Annotated in this window: 22 protein-coding genes and 1 pseudogene; 14 read left to right on the forward strand and 9 right to left on the reverse strand. The window is 39.1% G+C overall.

From position 1 onward, the window contains the following. Positions 1 to 51: 51 nt before the first annotated feature. Together ACFIKG_RS03450 and fumC are read right to left on the reverse strand one after the other, a co-directional pair. Positions 52 to 177, reverse strand: coding sequence for a hypothetical protein (locus tag ACFIKG_RS03450; RefSeq protein ID WP_375651771.1), 126 nt, complete (start codon positions 175 to 177; stop codon positions 52 to 54). A gap of 232 nt (positions 178 to 409) precedes the next feature. Then, positions 410 to 1,798 carry a class II fumarate hydratase gene (gene fumC, locus ACFIKG_RS03455; RefSeq protein ID WP_375626454.1) on the reverse strand — a complete coding sequence of 463 codons (1,389 nt, stop codon included), beginning with the start codon at positions 1,796 to 1,798 and terminating at the stop codon, positions 410 to 412. 226 nt (positions 1,799 to 2,024) lie between these two features. Here fumC and groES point away from each other — a divergent pair, with 226 nt between their 5' ends. Further along, on the forward strand, positions 2,025 to 2,321 hold the full coding sequence (gene groES, locus ACFIKG_RS03460; RefSeq protein ID WP_005774667.1) for a co-chaperone GroES: 297 nt from the start codon (positions 2,025 to 2,027) through the stop codon (positions 2,319 to 2,321). Between the two features lie 58 nt (positions 2,322 to 2,379). After that, a complete protein-coding gene (gene groL, locus ACFIKG_RS03465; RefSeq protein WP_015856904.1) occupies positions 2,380 to 4,023 on the forward strand; it encodes a chaperonin GroEL in 1,644 nt (547 codons plus the stop codon). A 1,953-nt stretch (positions 4,024 to 5,976) separates the two neighbouring features. Here groL and ACFIKG_RS03470 read toward each other — a convergent pair. Genes ACFIKG_RS03470 through ACFIKG_RS03485 form a run of 4 tightly spaced genes read right to left on the reverse strand, consistent with a single transcriptional unit; the run spans position 5,977 to position 7,213 of the window. Next, on the reverse strand, positions 5,977 to 6,189 hold the full coding sequence (locus ACFIKG_RS03470) for a hypothetical protein (RefSeq protein WP_375625312.1): 213 nt from the start codon (positions 6,187 to 6,189) through the stop codon (positions 5,977 to 5,979). After that, positions 6,182 to 6,394, reverse strand: a complete 213-nt coding sequence (locus ACFIKG_RS03475) for a hypothetical protein (protein ID WP_375623746.1) — start codon at positions 6,392 to 6,394, stop codon at positions 6,182 to 6,184. The genes ACFIKG_RS03470 and ACFIKG_RS03475 overlap by 8 nt, the downstream gene beginning before the upstream one ends. Further along, complete coding sequence (locus ACFIKG_RS03480; RefSeq protein ID WP_375625313.1) at positions 6,318 to 6,554, reverse strand: hypothetical protein; 237 nt, start codon at positions 6,552 to 6,554, stop codon at positions 6,318 to 6,320. Before ACFIKG_RS03480 ends, ACFIKG_RS03475 begins: the two co-directional genes overlap by 77 nt. Continuing rightward, positions 6,551 to 7,213 (reverse strand): lysozyme, encoded by a 663-nt coding sequence (locus tag ACFIKG_RS03485; protein WP_375651772.1) that lies wholly within the window; start codon positions 7,211 to 7,213, stop codon positions 6,551 to 6,553. The genes ACFIKG_RS03480 and ACFIKG_RS03485 overlap by 4 nt, the downstream gene beginning before the upstream one ends. 366 nt (positions 7,214 to 7,579) lie before the next feature. On the opposite strand from ACFIKG_RS03485, the gene ACFIKG_RS03490 reads away from it, so the two are divergent. Beyond that, complete coding sequence (locus ACFIKG_RS03490; RefSeq protein WP_375651773.1) at positions 7,580 to 7,756, forward strand: hypothetical protein; 177 nt, start codon at positions 7,580 to 7,582, stop codon at positions 7,754 to 7,756. A 213-nt stretch (positions 7,757 to 7,969) separates the two neighbouring features. Here ACFIKG_RS03490 and ACFIKG_RS03495 read toward each other — a convergent pair. Together ACFIKG_RS03495 and ACFIKG_RS03500 are read right to left on the reverse strand one after the other, a co-directional pair. Continuing rightward, positions 7,970 to 8,900 (reverse strand): annotated as a pseudogene (locus tag ACFIKG_RS03495) (YopJ/AvrA family T3SS effector serine/threonine acetyltransferase). 392 nt (positions 8,901 to 9,292) lie between these two features. Continuing rightward, positions 9,293 to 10,237, reverse strand: coding sequence for a YopJ/AvrA family T3SS effector serine/threonine acetyltransferase (locus ACFIKG_RS03500; protein WP_375651774.1), 945 nt, complete (start codon positions 10,235 to 10,237; stop codon positions 9,293 to 9,295). Positions 10,238 to 11,157: 920 nt separating this feature from the next. On the opposite strand from ACFIKG_RS03500, the gene ACFIKG_RS03505 reads away from it, so the two are divergent. After that, on the forward strand, positions 11,158 to 11,376 hold the full coding sequence (locus ACFIKG_RS03505) for a hypothetical protein (RefSeq protein WP_375651775.1): 219 nt from the start codon (positions 11,158 to 11,160) through the stop codon (positions 11,374 to 11,376). Positions 11,377 to 11,948: 572 nt separating this feature from the next. Here ACFIKG_RS03505 and ACFIKG_RS03510 read toward each other — a convergent pair. Beyond that, positions 11,949 to 12,518 (reverse strand): hypothetical protein, encoded by a 570-nt coding sequence (locus ACFIKG_RS03510; RefSeq protein ID WP_375651776.1) that lies wholly within the window; start codon positions 12,516 to 12,518, stop codon positions 11,949 to 11,951. Positions 12,519 to 13,508: 990 nt separating this feature from the next. On the opposite strand from ACFIKG_RS03510, the gene ACFIKG_RS03515 reads away from it, so the two are divergent. From ACFIKG_RS03515 to ACFIKG_RS03560, 10 genes are all read left to right on the forward strand, one after another. Then, positions 13,509 to 13,712: a hypothetical protein gene (locus ACFIKG_RS03515; RefSeq protein WP_273788516.1), complete on the forward strand. Its 204-nt coding sequence runs from the start codon at positions 13,509 to 13,511 to the stop codon at positions 13,710 to 13,712. Positions 13,713 to 14,694: 982 nt separating this feature from the next. Beyond that, positions 14,695 to 15,225 carry a hypothetical protein gene (locus ACFIKG_RS03520; RefSeq protein ID WP_375651777.1) on the forward strand — a complete coding sequence of 177 codons (531 nt, stop codon included), beginning with the start codon at positions 14,695 to 14,697 and terminating at the stop codon, positions 15,223 to 15,225. Continuing rightward, positions 15,222 to 15,773 carry a hypothetical protein gene (locus ACFIKG_RS03525; RefSeq protein ID WP_375649028.1) on the forward strand — a complete coding sequence of 184 codons (552 nt, stop codon included), beginning with the start codon at positions 15,222 to 15,224 and terminating at the stop codon, positions 15,771 to 15,773. The genes ACFIKG_RS03520 and ACFIKG_RS03525 overlap by 4 nt, the downstream gene beginning before the upstream one ends. A 57-nt stretch (positions 15,774 to 15,830) precedes the next feature. Beyond that, positions 15,831 to 16,388: a hypothetical protein gene (locus tag ACFIKG_RS03530; protein ID WP_375651778.1), complete on the forward strand. Its 558-nt coding sequence runs from the start codon at positions 15,831 to 15,833 to the stop codon at positions 16,386 to 16,388. Positions 16,389 to 16,587: 199 nt separating this feature from the next. Continuing rightward, the gene (locus ACFIKG_RS03535; protein ID WP_375626439.1) at positions 16,588 to 16,920 is read left to right on the forward strand and encodes a hypothetical protein; all 333 of its coding nucleotides are present in this window, start codon (positions 16,588 to 16,590) and stop codon (positions 16,918 to 16,920) included. 550 nt (positions 16,921 to 17,470) lie between these two features. Then, on the forward strand, positions 17,471 to 17,638 hold the full coding sequence (locus ACFIKG_RS03540) for a hypothetical protein (RefSeq protein WP_375651779.1): 168 nt from the start codon (positions 17,471 to 17,473) through the stop codon (positions 17,636 to 17,638). Between the two features lie 797 nt (positions 17,639 to 18,435). After that, positions 18,436 to 18,792 (forward strand): hypothetical protein, encoded by a 357-nt coding sequence (locus tag ACFIKG_RS03545; protein WP_375626436.1) that lies wholly within the window; start codon positions 18,436 to 18,438, stop codon positions 18,790 to 18,792. A 14-nt stretch (positions 18,793 to 18,806) separates the two neighbouring features. Next, on the forward strand, positions 18,807 to 19,958 hold the full coding sequence (locus tag ACFIKG_RS03550) for a DUF6990 domain-containing protein (RefSeq protein ID WP_375651780.1): 1,152 nt from the start codon (positions 18,807 to 18,809) through the stop codon (positions 19,956 to 19,958). An 89-nt stretch (positions 19,959 to 20,047) separates the two neighbouring features. Further along, entirely contained in the window at positions 20,048 to 20,422 is a 375-nt protein-coding gene (locus ACFIKG_RS03555) for a hypothetical protein (RefSeq protein ID WP_375626432.1), read from the forward strand. A 10-nt stretch (positions 20,423 to 20,432) separates the two neighbouring features. Continuing rightward, positions 20,433 to 21,005, forward strand: coding sequence for a hypothetical protein (locus ACFIKG_RS03560; RefSeq protein WP_375651781.1), 573 nt, complete (start codon positions 20,433 to 20,435; stop codon positions 21,003 to 21,005). The last annotated feature ends 561 nt before the right edge of the window (positions 21,006 to 21,566 follow it).

Here is a 21,566-nt window from a genome sequence, read left to right on the forward strand (position 1 = left end):
ATCTTTTATATTTCGATTGAAATTATGCCTATTAATACCGATTTTTTGAGCTCATTCTGTTTGGTTAATAGCTAATAGATTGTCAAAATCAAGATGCGAAGCTAGAATGAAAAACACTTTAAGATCATATCCATTTAAATCACTTTCTGCCAGTATAGCCATTGGGTGTTGAGCCATGACTATCCACTTCTTTCCAAAACCGGATATTCCTTTCCAAAGCCGTTGTGCCTTTTAAGTACAATATAAGCAACATAAGCAACAAAACCACTCATAGCATAAATGTGGACCAGAGCCTAAAATGAACGCTGTGGGTAATCGTTATCGGTCATCATCGGGGTGTGTGCTTACACCCCGATCTTTTGACAGAAAGATTTGTTTTAAGACGTTTACATCTTTTTTAGTGGGTTGTTTATTGGGGAGCAATCATCTTTTTGGGATCAACTAATCGGTCATAATCCTCTATAGAAACGCCAGCTTTTAATGCTTCGGTGCGCAAAGTTGTATCGTGTTTATGCGCTGCTTTGGCAATTTCAGCAGCTTTTTCATAGCCAATTTCTGGTGCAAGAGCTGTGACTAACATGAGTGAGCGCTCCATGAGCGAGTGAATATGAACGCGATTGGCTCGTAATCCTTGAATGCAATGCATATCGAAAGAGCGCATGCAATCACCAAGAAGGGTAATTGATTGTAAAACGTTATAGCCAATAACAGGTTTATAAACGTTGAGTTCAAAATGTCCTTGACTTGCGGCAAAGGTTACGCTGGTGTGATTACCAAAAACTTGACATGCGACCATGGTTAAGGCTTCACATTGCGTGGGGTTAACTTTGCCGGGCATAATAGAAGATCCGGGTTCATTTTCAGGAAGACTGAGTTCCCCTAAACCGGAACGTGGACCAGAGCCTAAAAACCGAATGTCATTTGCAATTTTAAACAGATCAGCAGCAAGAGCATTCAAGCTTCCGTGGAAATGCGCAAGGGCGCCATGATGGGCGAGTGCTTCAAATTTATTGCTGGCAGTTTGGAACGTTATTCCTGTGAAAGCGCTCACTGTTTTTGCAAAAGCAATGTCAAAACCTTTTGGTGCATTCAGCCCTGTGCCAACAGCTGTGCCACCTTGAGCAAGCATGTGGACATCGGTTAGAGCATTTTCAATGCGCTGAAGATTGGCTTCTAATGCGGCACGATAGCCTGAAAATTCTTGCCCTAGGGTTAAAGGCGTTGCATCTTGGGTATGGGTGCGGCCGATTTTAATGATGTCTGCAAATTCTTGCTCTTTTTGTTTTAATGTAGCAATAAGAGCTTCAAGGATTGGTAGTAAGTGTTGGCGTGTTTGCAACGTGGTGGCAATGTGAAGCGCTGTGGGAAAGGAATCGTTCGATGATTGACTCATATTGACATGGTCATTGGGATGAACTGGTTTTTTGCTTCCAAGTTTTCCTCCCAAAATCTTACTGGCACGATTAGCAATGACTTCATTGACATTCATATTGCTTTGTGTGCCAGAACCTGTTTGCCAGACGGAGAGTGGAAAATGCGTATCAAAATCGCCGGCAAGCACTTCATCGGCGGCGGCAATAATTGCTTTTCCAATATTTTCTGGTAGTTTTCCTTTGTCCATATTTACAACAGCTGCAGCCTTTTTGATAAGGGCTAAGGCATAGATGATGGCAAGAGGCTGCTTTTCACTACCAATATTAAAATTATGCAGAGAACGTTCAGTTTGTGCGCCCCAATAACGATCTTGACGTACCGCAATCGTTCCAAAGCTATCCGTTTCCTGACGTGTTTCAACCATGATAAGATCCTTTTTTGTTCACGGGTTCTCAAAAAGATAGATAACGCGAAAGTGCAATAAGAGGCAAGACTTTGAAGCTTCATTTAGAGAAATTATTTTTATGGCTATTCTTGACATTAAGAGATGCCGATTTTATATCTAACTCATACTAGCACTCTCAAGCTATGAGTGCTAGCAAGAACTTTTAAGATTAATGCAATTATGTTCAGTTTTAAGGATTTAAAACATGGCTAATATACAATTCCGCCCACTTCACGATCGTGTCGTTGTCCGTCGGGTTGAATCTGAAAATAAAACGGCTGGTGGGATTATCATCCCTGATACAGCAAAAGAAAAACCCCAAGAAGGCGAAGTGATTGCTGTTGGCAATGGCGCTCTCGATGATAACGGAAAGCGCGTGCCTTTAGAAGTTAAAACAGGAGACCGTATCCTCTTTGGAAAATGGTCTGGAACTGAAGTCAAGATTAATGGGGAAGATCTCCTCATCATGAAAGAATCTGACATTATGGGAATTATGGGCTAATTGAAGCACTTAGTTTTTCATTGTGTACTATTTTGAGAAAACTCCAAGGAGAAATTAAATGGCTGCTAAAGAAGTCAAATTTGGCCGTGAAGCGCGTGAGCGTTTGTTGCGCGGTGTCGACATCCTTGCTAATGCTGTTAAGGTGACACTCGGCCCTAAAGGTCGTAATGTGGTGATTGATAAATCATTCGGTGCGCCTCGCATCACAAAAGATGGTGTATCCGTTGCAAAGGAAATTGAACTTGAAGATAAGTTCGAAAATATGGGTGCACAAATGTTGCGCGAAGTTGCTTCTAAAACCAATGATATCGCTGGTGATGGAACAACAACAGCAACTGTTTTAGGACAAGCTATTGTGCAAGAAGGCGTTAAAGCTGTTGCTGCGGGCATGAACCCAATGGATCTTAAACGCGGGATTGATGCTGCTGTGGATGAAGTGGTGGCAAACCTCTTCAAAAAAGCAAAAAAAATCCAAACTTCAGCAGAAATTGCACAAGTAGGAACCATTTCTGCTAATGGCGCTGCTGAAATCGGTAAAATGATCGCTGATGCTATGGAAAAAGTGGGCAATGAAGGCGTCATTACCGTGGAAGAAGCTAAAACCGCTGAAACGGAATTAGAAGTCGTTGAAGGTATGCAATTTGACCGTGGGTATCTTTCCCCTTATTTTGTCACAAATGCTGAGAAAATGGTCGCTGACCTTGATGATCCTTACATTCTCATTCACGAAAAGAAATTGTCTAATTTGCAATCTCTTCTTCCTGTGCTTGAAGCTGTTGTGCAATCTGGAAAACCACTTCTCATTATCGCTGAAGATGTGGAAGGTGAAGCTTTGGCAACGCTCGTGGTTAACAAGTTGCGTGGTGGTTTGAAAATTGCTGCTGTAAAAGCTCCAGGATTTGGTGATCGCCGTAAAGCAATGTTAGAGGATATCGCAATCTTAACATCCGGACAGGTTATTTCTGAAGATGTGGGCATTAAACTTGAAAATGTCACTTTGGATATGCTTGGACGTGCAAAGAAAGTCAATATTTCTAAAGAAAACACCACCATTATTGATGGTGCTGGACAAAAGTCTGAAATTACTGCTCGCGTCAATCAAATCAAGGCTCAGATCGAAGAAACAACTTCTGACTATGACCGTGAAAAATTGCAAGAAAGACTTGCTAAACTCGCTGGTGGTGTTGCTGTTATCCGTGTGGGTGGTGCAACAGAAGTTGAAGTGAAAGAAAAGAAAGACCGTGTTGATGATGCTTTGAATGCAACACGTGCTGCTGTTGAAGAAGGTATTGTTGCTGGTGGTGGTACCGCATTGTTGCGTGCAGCAAATGCGTTGACCGTTAAGGGAAGTAATCCTGACCAAGAAGCTGGTATTCATATCGTTCGTCGTGCTCTCCAAGCGCCAGCACGTCAAATCGCAACCAATGCCGGTGAAGAAGCCGCGATTATTGTGGGCAAAGTGTTGGAAAATAATGCTGACACTTATGGTTACAATACCGCCACGGGTGAATTTGGTGATTTGATTGCTTTGGGAATTGTTGATCCAGTGAAAGTTGTGCGTTCTGCTCTCCAGAATGCGGCTTCAATTGCTAGCCTTCTGATTACAACAGAAGCAATGGTTGCTGAAGTTCCAAAGAAAGATACACCAATGCCTCCAATGCCTGGTGGCGGAATGGGTGGAATGGGCGGAATGGATTTCTAAGCTCTTATTCCATAGAAGTAATAAAGAAACGGGCCTTCTGTGCCCGTTTTTTTTAATGCTTTTTCACGTTTCGTACAGTTCTTCCTTTTATGATAGTGATCTTATAGCATTTTGTTATTTTTCATTGGTTGATGTATCGCTATTGTGAATAGATCTCTCTCTTTATTCATGACTTTTTCTCTTGCATTTATGAGATGTTTTTATTGTGCGGGGATCGTGGTTTCTTTTGAAAATATTTTAGTGATAAAAATATAACTATTTGATTTATAGTCATTTATTCCTAATACAGTTCTATTTTTTCATTTTAAGTTTATGCATGCACCATTAAAAAAATCCTGTGTTTGCGCTTTAGAAGGGCGAATGGTTTTTATGAACTAACGCAAGAGTTTGTATCCATTGAAAGTTGAAGCGAGAAAGTTGGACAGAGCATGTTGGGTCTTGTTTGTTTTTTTATGAATAAGATGCTGGTATTTCAAGCTTTTGTATGAAAAAATAAGGGTTTTCTCTGTTAAAGGGCTTTTGTATACTGGGACAAGCATATCTCTGTTTGGTTAATCTCTGCAATAGAAAGACAGCCTCATTGAGAAAGAATGTAAAGGTATATAAGCACGCGTCTTGTCATCATCTTTTTGCTTTATGACTTTTAAAGGTATTTATAGTAATATCTTATTAAATAATGAAGATGATGCCTCAAACTTTTGTTGCTTGCGTATCTTTTTTTTGTGAAATCCCTCACGTAAAATAGAAAAGCCGCAAATATATTTGTCTCCAAATATATATTTTTGCATATTGACATGTTTTTAAGAGACATCTTGCTTGTCACACTGATTTCGCAATGGACGATTTCGCAATGGACTCGTGAATGGTATAAGGGCAAAGTTCTCATGAAGTGCATAAAACTATAGGGCACGATCATCTTTACGCTTAATAAAAGAATACGCTTGCGTTATCATATACTTTTCCAGCTCTCAATGTTATGACAAGCCGTTGGTCCGTGAGACGGTGAGGCGTGCCTTGCTTGTATAGTTTTGACCCATACACTGTAATGTGCAAGCGACATAGTTTGGATTATTTTAAAAGGAAACAGGTTGGGAAATGAGAAAATCCTGCGATATGCAGGGCTTTAATTCAAGTTGAAGAGTGCTTAATGATAATTATAAATCAATGTGATGTGGTTTTACGGTTTTCAAGAGCATTGCATTCTTGCAAATAATGATAATCATGTATTGCTTCATATTTTTTAATGGGTTTTAATGGAACAACGCTTTTATTGATCAGAATTATTCATTGTTTTGTATGTTGAATAAGAGATTTTTATTGCGGTGGATTTTTTCATTTCAATTCTTTCTTATGTTGAAACAATCGCAATCGTTTTCTTATACCTCACAAGTGGAGAGAGCTAGGGTGAAATACTGAAAGAAAATAAAAATGCCTCTCATGAATATTTTCAAATAGTCAGTTTTTTTATAAACAGAGTTTTTATAAACAGAGGCGGTATAAATATTGGGGATTTATGCGTAGGGAGGTGTCTGATTGCTCTTTTTTTTAAAGTGTAAAGATAAGGGGATTTTAGGCAAGTTAATACTTTTTGCGTTGTTTACTTATGCAATTATTAAAAAAATATCTCTAAATATTTTTAAATTTTTTCGCGATGGTATCTTCCCGATGGGATTTGTGAAGAGTATAAAATATTTTTTAGTATCAATAGGTTATTTTAGAAAATGTGCGTTGGTATGATCCTTTTCTTATGTTAGTAAAGTTGTTGACTCACGCGTTTGTTAAAAATCTCTCTTCATGCTCCTAAATTCATTTCATGAAAGCGTTTTTGAAGAGTGTGTAAAAATTTCCCATGAGACGTGAAAAATCATCAATAAAATCTCCGTGTTTTCAAAAAATAACGAATGGCTTTTTATTTAAAAAAAGATTTAACACGTCTCATGTTTTTTATTTATTTTAGAGCTGAATATTCGATTTTTGTGTAAAAATACTTGCTAACGCATCTATGATACGTGAGAAATCAAGCGCTAATAGGAAAATGATAAATATAATCCACTTCGTATAACGTGACATCATTTTTACACTTTTATAAGTTGTGATGATTTCTTGTAGGATTTCTTTTTCCTTTTCTGTAAGCTCTGTTTGTTTTTCTGTTTTTTTTCTAGCCATGTTTCCACCCACACAAGCCTTCCCCTTGTTTGTTATGCTTTAAAATATCTCTTGCGAGATTTGAACTGATGGTATTGAGATCTTTTTTGTCTAAATAAATGGGCATCCAACCAACGCAAGAAAAAGGCTCATTTATTGTTTTTATCGCGCAACCAGTAAGTAAGAGCAGCGCGTACATCAGGATCACTTTTTTGATTAATTTCATTTTCCACCTCTAGCCGTGTTATTGATGACTTTAGTGTTTTTTCTATTTGCTTTTGTTGTTCAATCTTTTTTCCAAGAGTGAAAGCTTTTGCTAAAGCGATAAAAAAAGCGGTCAGAGCCGCTCCTGTTATCATCAGATTTTTTTTCATCCACCACATCATAAGCGCTGCTCCCGAAACCGTTTTGCCACAAAGAAGATGCCTGCACAGGCGGCTAAAACCATAATGGCTGCCAATGCCCATTGGATGGGACCATTGCCTGCCAATAAGCCTCCAAGTCCAGAAAAAGAACCAATAATCGGTGTAAGCGCTTCTGCTTTGAAAAATCCCATTGGTGCTTGCGTTTCTACGGTTTGGTAGTTGGGAGAAACATAAGCACCTTTTGCCCATAGTCCTGCTTCGGCTGCACGACGGTGCACTAGACCGTGAAGACGCTTTCCTCCTGCTTTGGTCCACTTTTGTAATTCAGCAGGGACGGCTTCATATTCGCCGTTATTGAGTTTTTTGAGCAGGGTCGAATTACAAAAAGCCGAAGCTCCTATATTATAGCAAAACGATACGAGCGCAGCGAATTGTTCATCCGTTAAGGAAACCGTCACATTTGTTTCAACGGTATTTTCAAATTGTCTTAAATCTTGAGAAAGAACTTCTTCTGCTTGCTTTTCAGTGATTGTCATGCCCTTGCGAACGAACGGTTTTCCAGCAGCGCTGATATGTCCATAGCCGATTGTCCACACCCCGATGGCATCTTTATAGGCGTTCAAACGCAATCCTTCCCATTGTTTAATGAGTGCAAGCCCTGCTGATGATATTTTTCTCATTTGCTTCTCCATAAAATAAAGCCTCACTTTAAAGTGAGGCTGGTCGACACATTAAAAGTGAAATTTTTCACTCTGCAAAAACAGACAAGACGTGAAAATTTAACGAAATCAAAAGGTTAGTTGTAGCATCTTAAGGGAATGAGGTCATGGTTGTCCAAGTGGGATAATGGTTGGGCTGGTGTTTTCCGTTGAGAGATGTTGTTGGTTTTGAGACTTGGTGCTGTTGATGTACGCAATGGCATTACGGTGGCATTACGGTTGTGTTAGCGGTGGCATGAGAAGTGAGGTTGGAGGGGTGACATATATGTTGGTGAATGGAATTCTTAGAAGGCATTGTTGGCGCGGCAGGGGTTGGAGGGTTGCACAATGATTTGTGTTAGCATTGGTGTTGGTGATTGCGGTTGTTTTGGCGGTGGTTGTGAGGGGGGAGAGATGGGGAGAACGGATGGTGTGATTGTGGGGAACAGAGAGTGGCTGTTTGCGGTTGTTTTGGCAAGTGGTACTGATGTGGAGGCGCTTGAGATAAAAGTGGACAACTCTTAGAAAAAAGCTACAGGAGGAGGCGGGTGCTTTTACTTAACATCCAAAATCCTAAAATATTTTATGTATTCAGCTTTTTGTCTTTAAGAGGTCACGTTGCTTGCTGTTTAACTCTTTAATTGCTTACAAACGGAAAAAAAGATTTGCTAACAGCAATTTATACCCCACCGTCAAGCAGCAGAGCCTCGTTCTTTATGGATATGGAAAAAACCTCAATTACATCATCAAAGATTTGTATTCAGTGAGCCTTTTTTGGGTGGGAGGAAACAGAAACAGTTTTTCCTTCTGTTGTTCTTAAGTTTTTTTCAAATCTCTCTCTCAGAGTTTCACCTTTTTTGTTTACTGTTTCATGTTCAGCATCCGGATTGGCTTTTAAATATTGTTCTAGACGTTTTCTTCCTTGCGCATGTTTGTATAAACTAATGGGAAGATAGGAATCTAACTTTTCAGCAGATAAAGATGAATTTTGTTCACATAATACACCCTTAACATTATCTTTGTGCAATCTTGCTAATTTATCAGATTCAAGATGAAGCTTTTTGGCGAGGCTTAAGCTGAACATCCCACATTCAGAAGAGCTTCGCTGAATATCCATTTCTGCCGTGGTAAAAGAATAAGGAGGCAGTTGAAGACATTGAAGGGTTTGATTTATTTTTATCCCTAGTTTGCAAGCAGTGATATTCTGAAATGTTGTAGGTTCAAGCATAATCAAAGAGATTTTGTCATCAACTTTTTGATAATCAAGGACTGCAAAGTGGATTTTGCTTCCCGAATTTACTATAAATCGAGCAGATTTTGCGTCGCTCTCAACGACTTCTTTTAGTGCGTGTGAAAACTCTTCTGCTGTAAGAGCCAATTTGAGATTCATTGCTGGATATTTGCTGTTTGCTTTTTCTACGAGAGCCGGCATCAATCTAATATCTATATTTTCATAATAAGAGTTAATCCAACGGCCGGTGACGAGATCATCTTCTAAGTCTGTAATAATAGCTTTCAACTTTTCCTGACTCAAGGTGCTCTCTTCTTTTTGAGGAGCGTTGAGTTGTTCTAAACGGGCAATAAGGCTTTCTAAGGATTCATTTTCGATGTTACTTTCTGCTATTTGTGAGGCATGAGCGGCAGTATCTTTTGAATCTTGTGGCTTCATAATATGAACCTCCGTGGTTATAATCGGGAGGCAATATTATTTTTTATATTTTGACCAAATAATGTTTTGAAAAAGAACCTTTATTTCTTGAAGATTAAGGAAAAAATCATTTTTCAGCTGCTTTATAAGAAAGTGCGGGCAGGTCTTTTCAAAACTTGCGTGTTTTATGTTTGTTCAAAGTTTTAAAATACGGGCTTTAAAATGGGCTACTTTTAATAGAATATTATTGTTTTGCCTTTTGTTTGAAGAGGTAATTGCTCACTTTTTGCATTGTTACTTCTTTCAAAGGGAAAAGAAGATTTGCTAATAGCATTTATATCTTACCGTAAAGCCGCAGAGCTTCATTCTTTGTGGATGTGGAATACGGATATGGCTAAAACACTCATTACATCTTACATCATCAGAGATTTGTATTCCGTCGCTCTTTTTCTATGTTGTGAAACAGAAACAGTTTTTCCTTCTGCTGAACTTAAGCTTCTTTCAAATCTCTCTCTCAGAGTTTCGCCTTTTTTGTTTACTGTTTCATGTTCCGCATCCGGATTGGCTTTTAGATATTCCCCAAGACGTCTTCTTCCTTGCACGTGTTTATAAAAAGTGGTTGGAAGATATGTATCTAACTTTTCAGCAGATAAAGGCGTATCTGGTTCACATAACACACCCTTAATATTATCTTTGTGCAGTCGTTCTAATTTTTGAGCTGCGGAATAAAGCTTTTTGGCAAGGCTTAAGCTGAACATTCCACATTCAGAAGAGCTTCGCTGAATGTCCATTTCTGCCATGGCAAAAGAACAGTTAGACAATTCATGCGCTTTAAGGGCCAGTTGTGTCCTTAATGCTAGCACTGCTGATCTCATATTGTTAAGTGTTGTAGGTTCAAAAAATATCACGGACGTTTTGTCATCGATGGTTTGATGATCAATCACTGAAAAATGAATTCCTCTATCCTTTGTGTGAATGATAAATCTAGAAGATTGAATGCCGTTTTCGATGGCTTCTTTTAGTGCAAGGGCAAAGTCGTGAGATGACGCTACCAATTGAAGGCGCATTTCAGGATATTTACGATTTGCTTGTTCCACTAAGGCTGGCATCAGTTTAAGATCTATGCTTGCATAATCAGTTGTAAACCAACGGCCAGTTGAGATGTCTTCTTCTAAACGAGCAATGATATTTTTTAATTCCTCATGATTGAACGGGACATTTCCTTCTTTTTCGCTGCTTTGTTGTTCTGAATGTGCAGCAAGATTGTCTAATGATGCAGTTGCACGCGCCCCTTCTGGTGCATTTGCCCTTCCTTGTGTTTGTGAGGAATAAGGGAGAGAAGAATCTTGTGGCTTCATAATATTAGCTTCCATATTGATAATCAATGGATGACATTATGTTCTTCAATTCTGGCTAAACAATGTTTTGAAAAAAAGCCTTCGCATCTTGAAAAATGAGGCGATGAAAGCATATCCTGGTCGTTTTCATATTTTATATTCGTGTAGTGCTCATCATTTCTGTGATGTGTTGTATCCGTATTTTTATTGGGGTATTGTATTAGGGCGTTCTATTGGGAGCCCTTATTGGATACGGCTTGTTTTGAAAATCTCAAAATTATAGGGCTGTTGGTGATGCAAATTGGATGATGCAGAAGAAAAACAGTCAGAGAAAGACGAAAGATACCTTTAAACAAGAGACTTTTAAAGATTATAGCGAAACACACCGTTTGATAACAGTCTATAATAATGCAAAAATTCTCTGATGAAATCTGGGCGCAAAAAATCCCTTACCGCACCTATCATTAAATACGATTTTTCATATTCTGTCAACAGCAAAACGATTATTTTCCCTTTTTTATTGCGGCAAAAAACATTCTCTCCTTTGATAAAGGAGGGGGAAAGGTGAAGGGAGAGGGAAGAATTGTGGTTTTGAAATCCGTGGTATTTTATTGATGGAATTAGGAAGGCGATGGTTGGAAGATGTTACGGGGGCAAAGCTTAGGTGTTGCGCAGGGGATTTCCCGTGGGGGATGACTTAAATGGGGGCTCGTGGGTGGTTAGAGGTGTGATGGCTCTTCGAATGGCTATAGGGGGCTCTAAAGGTTTCTGTATAAAGATGTATTGATTACCATAAATGCTTTTCCTTCTTTGAAAAAGGAGGGAGCAAGGTGAAGGGAGAGAAGAGAATTGTGGTTTTGAAATCCGTGGTATTTTATTGATGGAATTAGGAAGGCGATGGTTGGAAGGTTTTGCGGGGGTAAAGCTTAGGTGTCGCGATTGTGTTGGCGATTGGGGCTATGCTGGCTGTCGTATTAGCGGTGGCGTGGTGGGTGGATGGTTACCGGTATAAGTTGTTGATGATGGAGGAGATTGTTGGTGGGGGCTTTTTCTTTCGTTTAAGGGATGATGCTTTTAATTTTGTAAAAAAATCAATGGGGTGTTTTAATGGTAACATATTGATTTATAATGATGTTTTAGTCGTTATTGATCTTGAATGAGAAATCTAGATTATGCTGCAATCAAAGCCATGTCTCTTGTCTGTCATAAGATCAGGAAAGCTGTGTAGAATTGTACAAGAAAAGACGCACAATGACGATAATGAATTGTCTCAAGAGCTAAGGATATCGCGATATTGGGGGAAAATTGGATGATGAGGGCTGTTTGTTACAATAGGGGTAATGGGGAGGGGGTGTAATAGGGAGGGGAGGGTGATGGGGAGAAGGTTGCTGTATGAAGAGGGGGAAATATTTATCTTGTCCATGTCGTGAAATATGTCGTGAAATATTGTCCTTTGAGGCATGGGTAGATATATCGTTGAGGTGTGGTGATAAGTCTCTTTGACAGGTTGAAGCGTTTTTTAAGGGCTTGGTGGATATTTTAAAGCTTATTTGTTGTGTGCTTTAAGCTCGTCAATCCCATGAATTCTATGAAAGGGCAAGTCCAGTGGATCTCAAGTGTAACTTGTCAAGAAGGATTGTCTCTTTATAACGGAGCTGGTTACAAAGAGGCATGTTACAAAGGAGGGTTTTAGAATCTTTATCCTGTGAGGGAGAGAAAACGATGGGTGTTTTTAGCCAATGATCTTTTTGCTAGAACAGTCAAAATGTTTATAAAGGGCATCAAGAATAATACGCAACGAACCAACAAGATTAGGCAGCGGTTGATCTTCTATAACAAGATATTGTAATGCCGCATGAAAGTTGTGTTGACGATGCAAATATTGTGCTTCTTTAATCGCTTCTTGCATATCTTCATAGCAATTCGTTGCTCTTTGAACCCATTGCTTTTTTGCTTTCTCATCTGATGCGCTGTGCGTAAAACCATCATAATAGCCGTTTGGTAAGCCTTTTGCACATAAATAGTCGTTTCTGATTTGCAAGTATCTTTGCGCCGTGTCATATTGCTCCTTACTGATGCCTGATGAATCCCCTTTATAGCCAAGCAAACAAAGACGCCCAATATAGGTTCCAACAAGTGGATTTTTCGCTTCTTCAAGGCTTAAACCAAAGTGTTTTGCACGCATTTCAATCGCAGATTGAAGCGCAGATTCGCTGGGGCTTTGGGCACGTGAAATACGGCCATTGGGCTCTCTGAGTTTGCCTGTTATTCTCGGTCTACCGCGTTTTTTACGTATTTTCATGAACTTAACCATTTAAATGAAAAATAAACTGTCTGTTGATGGGGGACAGTGATGTAAAAAGCACTTTAAGCAAATACTGTGGGAGCAAATACTGTGGGAATATGAGCCGTTGCAGATCAAAGGAGAAACGGATACTAAAGGCGTCTTTCAGCACAAAGAACAGCAACGGTGTGGGGCGAAAAAATCATCTTTAAGGTGTTTTTTACCATTTTTATCTTATCCCTATCAGTCTTATTTCTCGCTCCTATCATGCTTATTTTTTCATGGATAGCGGGTTATTTGCTTTCTAAAGATTTCTCAACCTTTCTGGAACAGTTGAAAAGAAACTTTTGTCACATGTGAATAAATAAACAAGAATGATGTTTTATGGGTATGTCGTTATCTTTCTAATAGGAAGTCTTGTCTAGTAGGATTATTTGCTTTCTTTCTCATGAGCGCTTCGTGGAAACTTTTCAGTTTTACCTTTGAAAAGTCATTGTTTTTATCATCCGTTGAGCTTTGTTATTGGGAGGTATATTGGGGTTTTCTTATTGGGCGCTGTACCAAGATGTCTGATGTAGATTAAGCTGCAAAATATATCTTTATCCTTTATAGAGGATTTTATCTTTTTTTGAGCGACACAGAGCTTAAAAAAACAAACTTTTCAATGTGCTTATAATAGCATAAGATCCTTATATTTTCAAATAAAATATGGTTCATCAGTTCAAAATAACAAAATAAACTGTGGAGGATCAAGCAATTTACGGTAATCTTTTATAGAGGATAAAATTTTTTCATTTTGTTGTTTTAATGGATTTCATAAAAAAGGGAGGTGGTCACTTAAATGGTTAAATGACGGGATGCAATATCCAAAGAAGCTTTATAAGCGGCAGGTAGCTTGATAAAAGAGGCGTTTATAAGAAATGCTTTTATAAAGGTGGGGGCTATGAGGTGTAAGACATTTCTTTTTTAATTTTAAAATAGGGGCTTTTTGAATCAAGAAATTTTAAAATGAGAATTGAAAAATTGCAAAGCTGCTGTGGGCGCATTTTAGATAATCGGTTGTTTGGTTTGGTCTGTGGGGCGTGCTTATTGCTTCACGCTTTTGTTTATCGCGTTCTTGTTTCTCACATTCTAGGGGCACATCTCTTACGTCATACACAATGCCTCAAACGGAATATACTTATTGCGGCATATTCACGCGCTTGTTTTTAAGAGACATCTCTTACATGTGCTCGAGCCCATTTCACGACGGTGGCTCAAGAAGGGCATCTATGGTAAAGCTTTCATGATAATATAACTTTATTAAGGATCATCATTTTTAGGATTCATAAAAGCGTAAGCTGGTATCATCGCATATTTTGCCAATCCCCAATATGTATTACAAGCTCTTGGCATTTGAGACGGTTTATAAGAGGCATTTTCATTGTACAATTTCACTGCGCATGGCTCTCCCACTTTTTACGTACAAGCAAATAAATTTGATTGATTCAACAGGGGATAGATTTGAAATGAGAGAATCTTACAGCATTTTGGATGTGTTGATTATCAAGATACAAAGTGCTTGCGAAAATGTTTTTCATCTTGTTATGCCATAAAATACTGTCATTTGAGGCGGATATAGGAAGGTTTATGAGGCATTGTAACTTTTGACGCATTAAGTGTTAAAAATTAGGGTGCCAATGTTAAGGAAGGACTTTTGTTAAGGGAGAAGTTGTTCGTAGAGCGCTTTATGCAAGTGGAACCCATAAGTGCTCAGCAGGCGGAGTGCACTTAAGAGCAATGGGATTGTTGACAAACTGAGGTGGGTTTTAAAATCTTCATTCTTTGAGATGAGCAAGGAATATCATCATCCTTTGCTTTATATATACTCGGCTTCATTTAAGCGGTGAAAACACTGTCGTTTATGGTGGGCATGTCAGTTTTCCACATGAGATGTTTTTTAGATTAAATATTTGTTGGATTTTTGTAAAACGGTGTCTTTTAGGGTTTGTGTGATCGATAAAGAGAGGAAAAGGGGTGTTTGGGCTTGTAAGCGCGTCATGTATAAGCGCGTATAGGGTACGTGAATAAAATATTTATAGGGGAGATTATAGTGCTTGCTTTACTCTGAGAAGAGTGCTAAGCGAATTTACCGCGCTGGTGGCGTGCTATCAAATTTGAAGAGTGGGAATTTTAAAAGTGGGGGAGTATCCGTATGATCGAAGATAAATCACAACACCAATCTGCCCATGAGGGAAATAAGGCTTTCGTATCACAGCCAGTGTTGGATCAATCGGCAACTTTCAAAAAATGGATGATGCTTTCAACAGGCGATTACGTCATCATTTTGTGTTTGGCTATCCTCTTGTTGGTGCTTTTTTCCGCGACTGTCTATATGGAGCCTTTGGAATTTTTTCATGTTATATCCAAAGAACAGCTCCAAGCACTGGGACAAACGAAACAAAAAAGTTTTCAGGAAATAATTCAGGAGAGCCTTGCACATCCTTTTAAAAATCCTATCATCGAGCATTTGCTTGATGCGGGGTGGAATAGTGTTTGGGCTTTTTTATGTTTCTTACCGCAAATGATTTTTTGTTTTCTTTTTGGTTTTTTTCCGCTCTTTTTTGTCTTTAACGCCATATTTAAACGGGATGTGAAGGAAATGATGAAGCTGTGGGAAACCTTGCCAGAGCAGCAACAGCTAGACAACCAATCTCTGACAGAAGACTATAGGAGGGGAAAGTGACCGCTTCTTTAATCATTGGAATGTTGATCGCCGTAGGGACGGCAATTTTTATTTGTTCTGCAATTTTTATGGTATTCCTTTCTACCATGGTGACAATCGTTGCACTTTATTATTCGTTGATAAAACGGACAATCTTGTTATTGGTGACGCAGCGAAAATTAAAAAAGGGTGCAGCGCAGAATTTGAGGCATAATCAGGCAGAGGGTAGGGGACAGAATACAGTTCTTGCAACACAGTTCAGTGCCTTTTCTTTTCAAGAATCTTTGCTTCTCTCAAAAAAAGATTATTTTATGATCTTTTCTATCGCTTTCGTTATGGTTGCACTTTGCACAGGTGTTGTCGTTTTTTTAGCGTTTCTTCCAAAATCTGCAATTTTTTTGCACAATTACGTGCCTATTATAGTGCTTCACATTATTGATTTTGTCATGAAACTGCTGTTGTGGTTCTGGGTATGTATTGTTGTTTCTTTACCTGTCATTTTAATTCTCCATAGTTTCCTTCAGTATGGCGTGCAAGAAACAGTAAAGGAATTAGAAACATTTGTTTGAGCAGAGGATAAAAATGATGATTTCACATCAATGCGATAGGGAAAAAAAGGGAGCATTATGATGCAGCATTTGGCTTTTTTAGGGGGCATCGTTATTGCCATTTTAATGGTTATGGTCATTGTTAGGCTTCCTTACTTGTTAATCAAGCATATGAAGTTATCTTTTAAACTCGCTCAAGGCTTGAAAAAGAGTACGACGCAACAAAAGCAAACCATACAACAATTGCGCAATGATCGGGGAGAAATGAAAAGACACAATCTCGTATTTAAGACCCTTGATGCGAAAATGCGCTTTCTTAACTTCAAAGAATCTCTGCCTTTTTCTTCAAAAGAATGTAAAATAATCTTTTTTATCCTTATTCTCTTTTCTGTTTTGCAATCTGCTTGCTCTATCGCAAATTTTGTATGGTGGAAAAATGATAGCGTTGCCTTTATTATACAGCTGTTGAGCCTTCTATGGTTAGGGATTTTTCTCTTTTCTCCGATCATTGGGATCATGTGCATAAAGTTAACGAGAAAATTGAACAAAACACTTCCACAATTGGAAGAAGCGATACAACAACGCGATCAGGCAATTCGTATGCAGAATGTGGAAGGGGGACAAAATGACGAGTAGTCTTATAACATTAATAGCCATTTCTTTCCTGTGTTTTATGCTTTTAAATGTTTTAATATGGGTGCCGATTTTTATCATTTATTACGTGTTTATCAAGCGTGCGCGGCTTTATTGTCGCGTGAAAAAGGAACTGAAATGCGTGCTTAATGAACGCGATATTGCCTTAAAACAGATCTCCCCAAAATAAAAAAGCAGCAGAATGTTTGATAAAAAACAGCTTTCTCTTGTTTGGCAAGACTATAAAAAAATATTTTATATTTCTACGGTCATAGTGACAGCTCCAATAGTTATAACGGTTGTCGTTCAGATATGGAGAGGAAGGGACTTTGTTTCTCTTGTTGTATTCGAGCCACTAGCATGGATGCTTGCCTGTGTTTTTTTATTCTTACCGATTGTTTTTATTATGCGTTTTATCGTGACACGTCAGTTGAAGAAAATGATAGGGCAATTGGAAGAAGAGGTTGAGCAGAAAAAAGCTCTCGTCATATTATACGATGTGAATGAGGGGAAAGTGAGCGAGGGGACAAAGTGAAGAAAGGCTTTTGTTTGAGTGGGTCTTTTGCTTGAGCGGGTGCGGTGACAAAGTGAAAGGATGCCATAAGCCTTGCCTTTGATATGTTCATTAAGGAGCATGGGGTGCACTTCTCGTTTTGTGCTTTTTTTATATTTGTGCTGTGTTTTGAAAAGAATTGAGGCTTTTGCTTGAATGGGGCTCTTGCTTGAATGGGGCTTTTGCTTGAGCGGGGTTCTTGTTTGAGCGGGTGCGGGGGCAAAGTGAAAAGAGGCTTTTTTTGGGTTTTACTTGCTGTTGGTGTTTTCTTTAAGAGAGAAAATCTTGTAACTTATTTTCTTTTTATCAAGTATAAAAATGTGTCTTACCAAGCGATATTGAGAGCGAAAAATCTATATTAAAGCACAAGATGCGGCGGTGGTGTTTGGGGCAGAAAAATCCATTTTCTGAGAAAATGGAGAGGCAAGGCGCATAAAGAAGGCGTGCCAAAAGTCCAAGTTTTTGATCAAGACGTTTTGCTCCATGGAAAGTGCAATAGTGCTTTTAAAGAGCTTGGGGTGGAGGGGAGAAATTGAAAGAAAAGGGGGGGACACCTATTTATTTACGAGACCGCGAGGGGCAGTTTCTCTTTCTGGATGAAAAAGGTTTTGTGCAATATGATTATGGAATTGTGGGAGGCGCTGGTATACATGCTGCAGCTTGCCAAATATTAATCCTTATCATTTTGGGGCTTTGCTAGATTGACAACTGAGCTTTGAAGCAAAGGGGTGGATTTTAAGGCAAAGGAATTGAAAATTTTTGAGGAAAAGGTAAGCGCCCAGTGATTACACCGTGTGCTTGAGGACGCTTTAGATAAGGGCAATGACTGAGGTTGATCTGGGAATGAGGTTGATCTGGGAATGAGGTTGATCTGGGAACGAGGTTGATCTTGGCCGCGTGTTTGGGCTTTCAATAGAGCACCCTTCTTTGGGAAAAGAAAATTGTAGCCCCCCTCAGTTGACTTCTTATTTGCTGCGCACCCTTGGGGTTTTGGCATTGCTTGCTGATATTAACACTTGATAGCTTTCTCACAAAAGCTTTATGGAAGGTGAGAGGCTGGGCTTTGAAAAAAATATCAAAAAAGTCCATTTGGCCGGCTTTTTGGGTGGTTCAAATCGTCATAAAGACAAAGCAACTTCGTTACGATTTTTTTGCATCAGTTGGCTTCTTCTTTGCAAAGAAGCTTATCTTCCTGAAAATAAAAAGAGCAGTGATTAGAATTTTAGAGCCTCAGACCCAAATTTGTGCAATAGAAGAAGATATTTGTATGAACATTTAATCGACGAGAAAAGAGAAGCCTTAAGACAACAGAGGATACACTGTGCGTGATAAAAACATGATGTTTGAAGGTAATGGAAAAAAATGCAACTCTGATATTGTCTTTATAAAAGATGAGGGATACAAGCGCTTGATATTGATGAACCCTCATTCATTGTGAGGACGAAAGCTTCGGTTCATGAAAATGGCTTAAAAATTGAAACAAATGAGGGATAAAAAATGAGGGGCAATGGAAAAAATGCATCATTGGACGAAGAGCCACGGTCGTTTTCGCTTGAAGAAGCGTTTTTGACAAGCAAAAATTATAAAGTCATCTTTTGCATTGCTTTCATTATTAGCGCTTTTAAAGTGGCACTCGTTATATTTTTTGAGTGGGATTTGACAGAGTGGTCGAATTATATTCTGTTCATTTTAACATTAATATTGGGTTTTATATCAACGCTTCTTTTTGTGCTTATTCCTGTTGCCTTTGTGGTCCGCATCATTTTTACGCGTTTGTTGAAAAAAAAGATCAAGCAGTTGGATCAAGAAATCTGGCAGCGGAGCAAAACCGCTTCTCAACAAAACAGCGCGTGAAGGGAGGGCAGAAAATGATAGATATTAAAATGATAGATATTATTGTTGTACTCTCGTGGGGTGTGGGCTTGACGCTTTTCACGCTGCTTTCTGCTGTGGTCACGATGTTCATTTGGGCATTGTATTATTCTACTTTCAAGCGGGTGAGACTGTATTGCCAAGTGACAAAAGAATTCAACCGCGTGCTTGAACAACCTATCGCTTTTGAGCCGTCTAGTGGAGCAACGCCGATGATTAAATCATCATCTGAGGTAAAAGAGTTTTCTCTGTCTGATGAGGAAATCCTAACGATGGAAAGTGCAACGGCGCTTTTAAAGAGTTTGGGGTGGAGGGTGGAAATTGAAGGAAAAGGGGATCATTTGGCCACCTATTATTTACCAGATCGTGAAGTGCAGTTTCTTTATAATGCTGAGAAGGGGTATCCGCGATTTGATTGTGCAATTGCGGTGGTTTCTGGTATCCATGCGGCGGCTTGCCAAACGATAGACCCTTATAATTCTGGAGGCTTGATTGCTCTCGAATTGAGTTTTGATGTGAAGGGGTTGGAAATTTTTGAAGAAAAGGTAAGTGCCCAGCATTTACGCTGTGCACTCGAGAAAGCTTTAGAAAAGGCAATGACAGAGGTTGATCTTGGCAATATGCTTCGCTCTCAATATCGTATCCTTCCTTGGGAAAACAAAGTTGTGGTCCCTCAGTTGGCTTCTTATTCGCTGCGCTATCTTGCAGCTTTGGCATTGTTGGGTGATGTTGAAACCTTACACGCTTATCACAAAAGCTTTCTGGAAGGTGAGAAACTGGGCTTTGAAACAAGCATCGAAGAGGAGCATCTGGAACGCGCGATGATAATCGCTCAAGCGGTAGAAAAGACAAAGCAACCCAGTTACGATTTGCTTCAACAGGCGGCAAAGGATTTTTCCATGGAGGTGGAGAGCTATGAATATTTTAGAGCCTCAGATCCTAGTTTGTGCAATAGAAGAAGAGATTCTTATGAAAAATTGATCGAGGAAAAAAGAGAAGAATTAAGACAACAGGGATATTTCGTTTACGAAAAGGACGCGATTTGTGAAGTTGATGGAAAAAACTATCGTCCTCATATTCTTTACATAAAGGATGGGGAGTTAGAATATATGGATGTAGAAATTAGGATTGATGAAAAAAATTATTGAGAGAAAATAAGGCGTTTAGATAAATTAAAAAGAGCTTAAACCTAAAAATAGAGCGTAAAAAGCGCGAAGTGTAAAAGCAGAGGGGATCAATGCAGGAGAAAAATGCGCCATTTGGAGAGTCTTTCTTTTCATTCAAAAAATTGACGGTGCCTTCAGTGGAAAGGCGTAAAGGGGTGGGGAGTTGTGAAATAATAGGGCGTTCCTTTTTCACTATGTTTTGCACATGTCTTATCATGATGGCTTTAGAAGTTCCTGCGGGTGCAAAGTCTCTGGTACAGCCGTTGCAGTGGATAAGATGGGAAGGAATTGGTTCTTTTATTTTTCTCTTGCCGGTGTTGATTTGGTTTTGTCTTCTTACACCTCTTCCTATTTTGTGGGGGCTGCGCTCCGTTAAAGAGCGTAAATTGGAAAAAATAAAGCAAAAATTGGAAGAAGAAATAAAGCAGCAGGAGATTAATCAATGAGGTTATACGCATGAGGAGTGAGGCCGCGGTTTTTATTTTGTTTCTGCCAATTGGATGTTTTCTTCTAAATGCAGTTACAGTTTTTGCTATTTTTGTGAATATGATTATTGTGGCGCCTTATTATTCTTTAATCAAGCGTTTGAGGCTCTATTACAGAGTGAAAAAACAAAGACGTTTGATGAAAGAACAGCCGCAGCATTTTTGTTTCTTTGAAAAAAGCGGAAAAGGGAAAGAGAGAGTGCCGCAAAACTTAGCACTAGAAACACAGATAAGTTCTCATTCGTTAAAAAAATGGCTCGCTTTTTCACGCAAAGATTATATCATCCACGCATGCCTCTCTTTCATTATTATGTTTTTCAAAGTTTATGTCTATGTGATTTTCTTTAAAGGGATCGATGAGATAGATGAGAGCAGATTTGAATATATTGCCATTCTCTTGTTTTTCTGGTTTTTTTTATCGGTATGTATTTTTGCAACGATTCCTGTTGTTGTGATCCTTCGTGAAATTTTAACTCATCGATTGAAAAAGAAGATTCAGCAATTGGAAGAAGTGACTGAAGCAACCCAATCAATCAATTTATAAAGAGAAGGGAATAAAATGCATTACGCAATGGCGGCAGCTTACACGCTGATTTTGATCATTCTGCTGGGGGGTGTTTTTGATTTGTTCTTAACAATACCCATTGTGGCACTGTATATTTCTTTTATAAAGCGTTTGATATCGTATTACAAGGTTACGCGGCAATTAAATGCAGCGCTGAAAAAGCGTGTGTAGCCCTCATGTCATGGGGGGAGATGTGAGTTTTAGATCATGCCATTGCTTCACGGCTTGGGAGGAGGGCATGGATTATTTTTTTCATTTTATGCTGATCTCTGTTTGAAAAGGCTGATGTCAATGAATAGGCTTATAATAGGCTTGTAGTATGCTGGGGCTGTTTATCGGCAGTTTGCTTTTTTTCTGTGAATTTACAAAATCGTAAAAACGTGTAACTGTAATGGCTGGGATGTGTGGTTGGTGAAAAGCCGTGAGGGTTTTGGGGCGGTTGGGGTAAAGAGGGTGCCAATGGAGGGGCTGGATTGTAAAATGCGTCAAAATTGGAATGGGGGAATGGAGGGCGTTGGGTGAAAAGGGCTGGTGGCAAGT

The sequence above is a fragment of the Bartonella sp. LB28NMGDW genome, from assembly GCF_042194435.1.
Classification (GTDB): Bacteria; Pseudomonadota; Alphaproteobacteria; order Rhizobiales; family Rhizobiaceae; genus Bartonella; species Bartonella grahamii.

What these genes read in the sequence shown, in the direction of transcription:
- ACFIKG_RS03510 (WP_375651776.1), bottom strand. Translation starts at nt 12,518, where the DNA reads ATGAAAATACGTAAAAAACGCGGTAGACCGAGAATAACAGGCAAACTC.
- ACFIKG_RS03535 (WP_375626439.1), top strand. Translation starts at nt 16,588, where the DNA reads ATGTTTGATAAAAAACAGCTTTCTCTTGTTTGGCAAGACTATAAAAAA.
- ACFIKG_RS03490 (WP_375651773.1), top strand. Translation starts at nt 7,580, where the DNA reads ATGATTTGTGTTAGCATTGGTGTTGGTGATTGCGGTTGTTTTGGCGGT.
- ACFIKG_RS03555 (WP_375626432.1), top strand. Translation starts at nt 20,048, where the DNA reads ATGCAGGAGAAAAATGCGCCATTTGGAGAGTCTTTCTTTTCATTCAAA.
- groL (WP_015856904.1), top strand. Translation starts at nt 2,380, where the DNA reads ATGGCTGCTAAAGAAGTCAAATTTGGCCGTGAAGCGCGTGAGCGTTTG.
- ACFIKG_RS03480 (WP_375625313.1), bottom strand. Translation starts at nt 6,554, where the DNA reads ATGATGTGGTGGATGAAAAAAAATCTGATGATAACAGGAGCGGCTCTG.
- ACFIKG_RS03530 (WP_375651778.1), top strand. Translation starts at nt 15,831, where the DNA reads ATGATGCAGCATTTGGCTTTTTTAGGGGGCATCGTTATTGCCATTTTA.
- ACFIKG_RS03450 (WP_375651771.1), bottom strand. Translation starts at nt 177, where the DNA reads ATGGCTCAACACCCAATGGCTATACTGGCAGAAAGTGATTTAAATGGA.
- ACFIKG_RS03470 (WP_375625312.1), bottom strand. Translation starts at nt 6,189, where the DNA reads ATGGCTAGAAAAAAAACAGAAAAACAAACAGAGCTTACAGAAAAGGAA.
- ACFIKG_RS03520 (WP_375651777.1), top strand. Translation starts at nt 14,695, where the DNA reads ATGATCGAAGATAAATCACAACACCAATCTGCCCATGAGGGAAATAAG.
- groES (WP_005774667.1), top strand. Translation starts at nt 2,025, where the DNA reads ATGGCTAATATACAATTCCGCCCACTTCACGATCGTGTCGTTGTCCGT.
- ACFIKG_RS03515 (WP_273788516.1), top strand. Translation starts at nt 13,509, where the DNA reads ATGAGAATTGAAAAATTGCAAAGCTGCTGTGGGCGCATTTTAGATAAT.
- fumC (WP_375626454.1), bottom strand. Translation starts at nt 1,798, where the DNA reads ATGGTTGAAACACGTCAGGAAACGGATAGCTTTGGAACGATTGCGGTA.
- ACFIKG_RS03560 (WP_375651781.1), top strand. Translation starts at nt 20,433, where the DNA reads ATGAGGAGTGAGGCCGCGGTTTTTATTTTGTTTCTGCCAATTGGATGT.
- ACFIKG_RS03485 (WP_375651772.1), bottom strand. Translation starts at nt 7,213, where the DNA reads ATGAGAAAAATATCATCAGCAGGGCTTGCACTCATTAAACAATGGGAA.
- ACFIKG_RS03550 (WP_375651780.1), top strand. Translation starts at nt 18,807, where the DNA reads ATGATAGATATTAAAATGATAGATATTATTGTTGTACTCTCGTGGGGT.
- ACFIKG_RS03545 (WP_375626436.1), top strand. Translation starts at nt 18,436, where the DNA reads ATGAGGGGCAATGGAAAAAATGCATCATTGGACGAAGAGCCACGGTCG.
- ACFIKG_RS03475 (WP_375623746.1), bottom strand. Translation starts at nt 6,394, where the DNA reads ATGAAATTAATCAAAAAAGTGATCCTGATGTACGCGCTGCTCTTACTT.
- ACFIKG_RS03500 (WP_375651774.1), bottom strand. Translation starts at nt 10,237, where the DNA reads ATGAAGCCACAAGATTCTTCTCTCCCTTATTCCTCACAAACACAAGGA.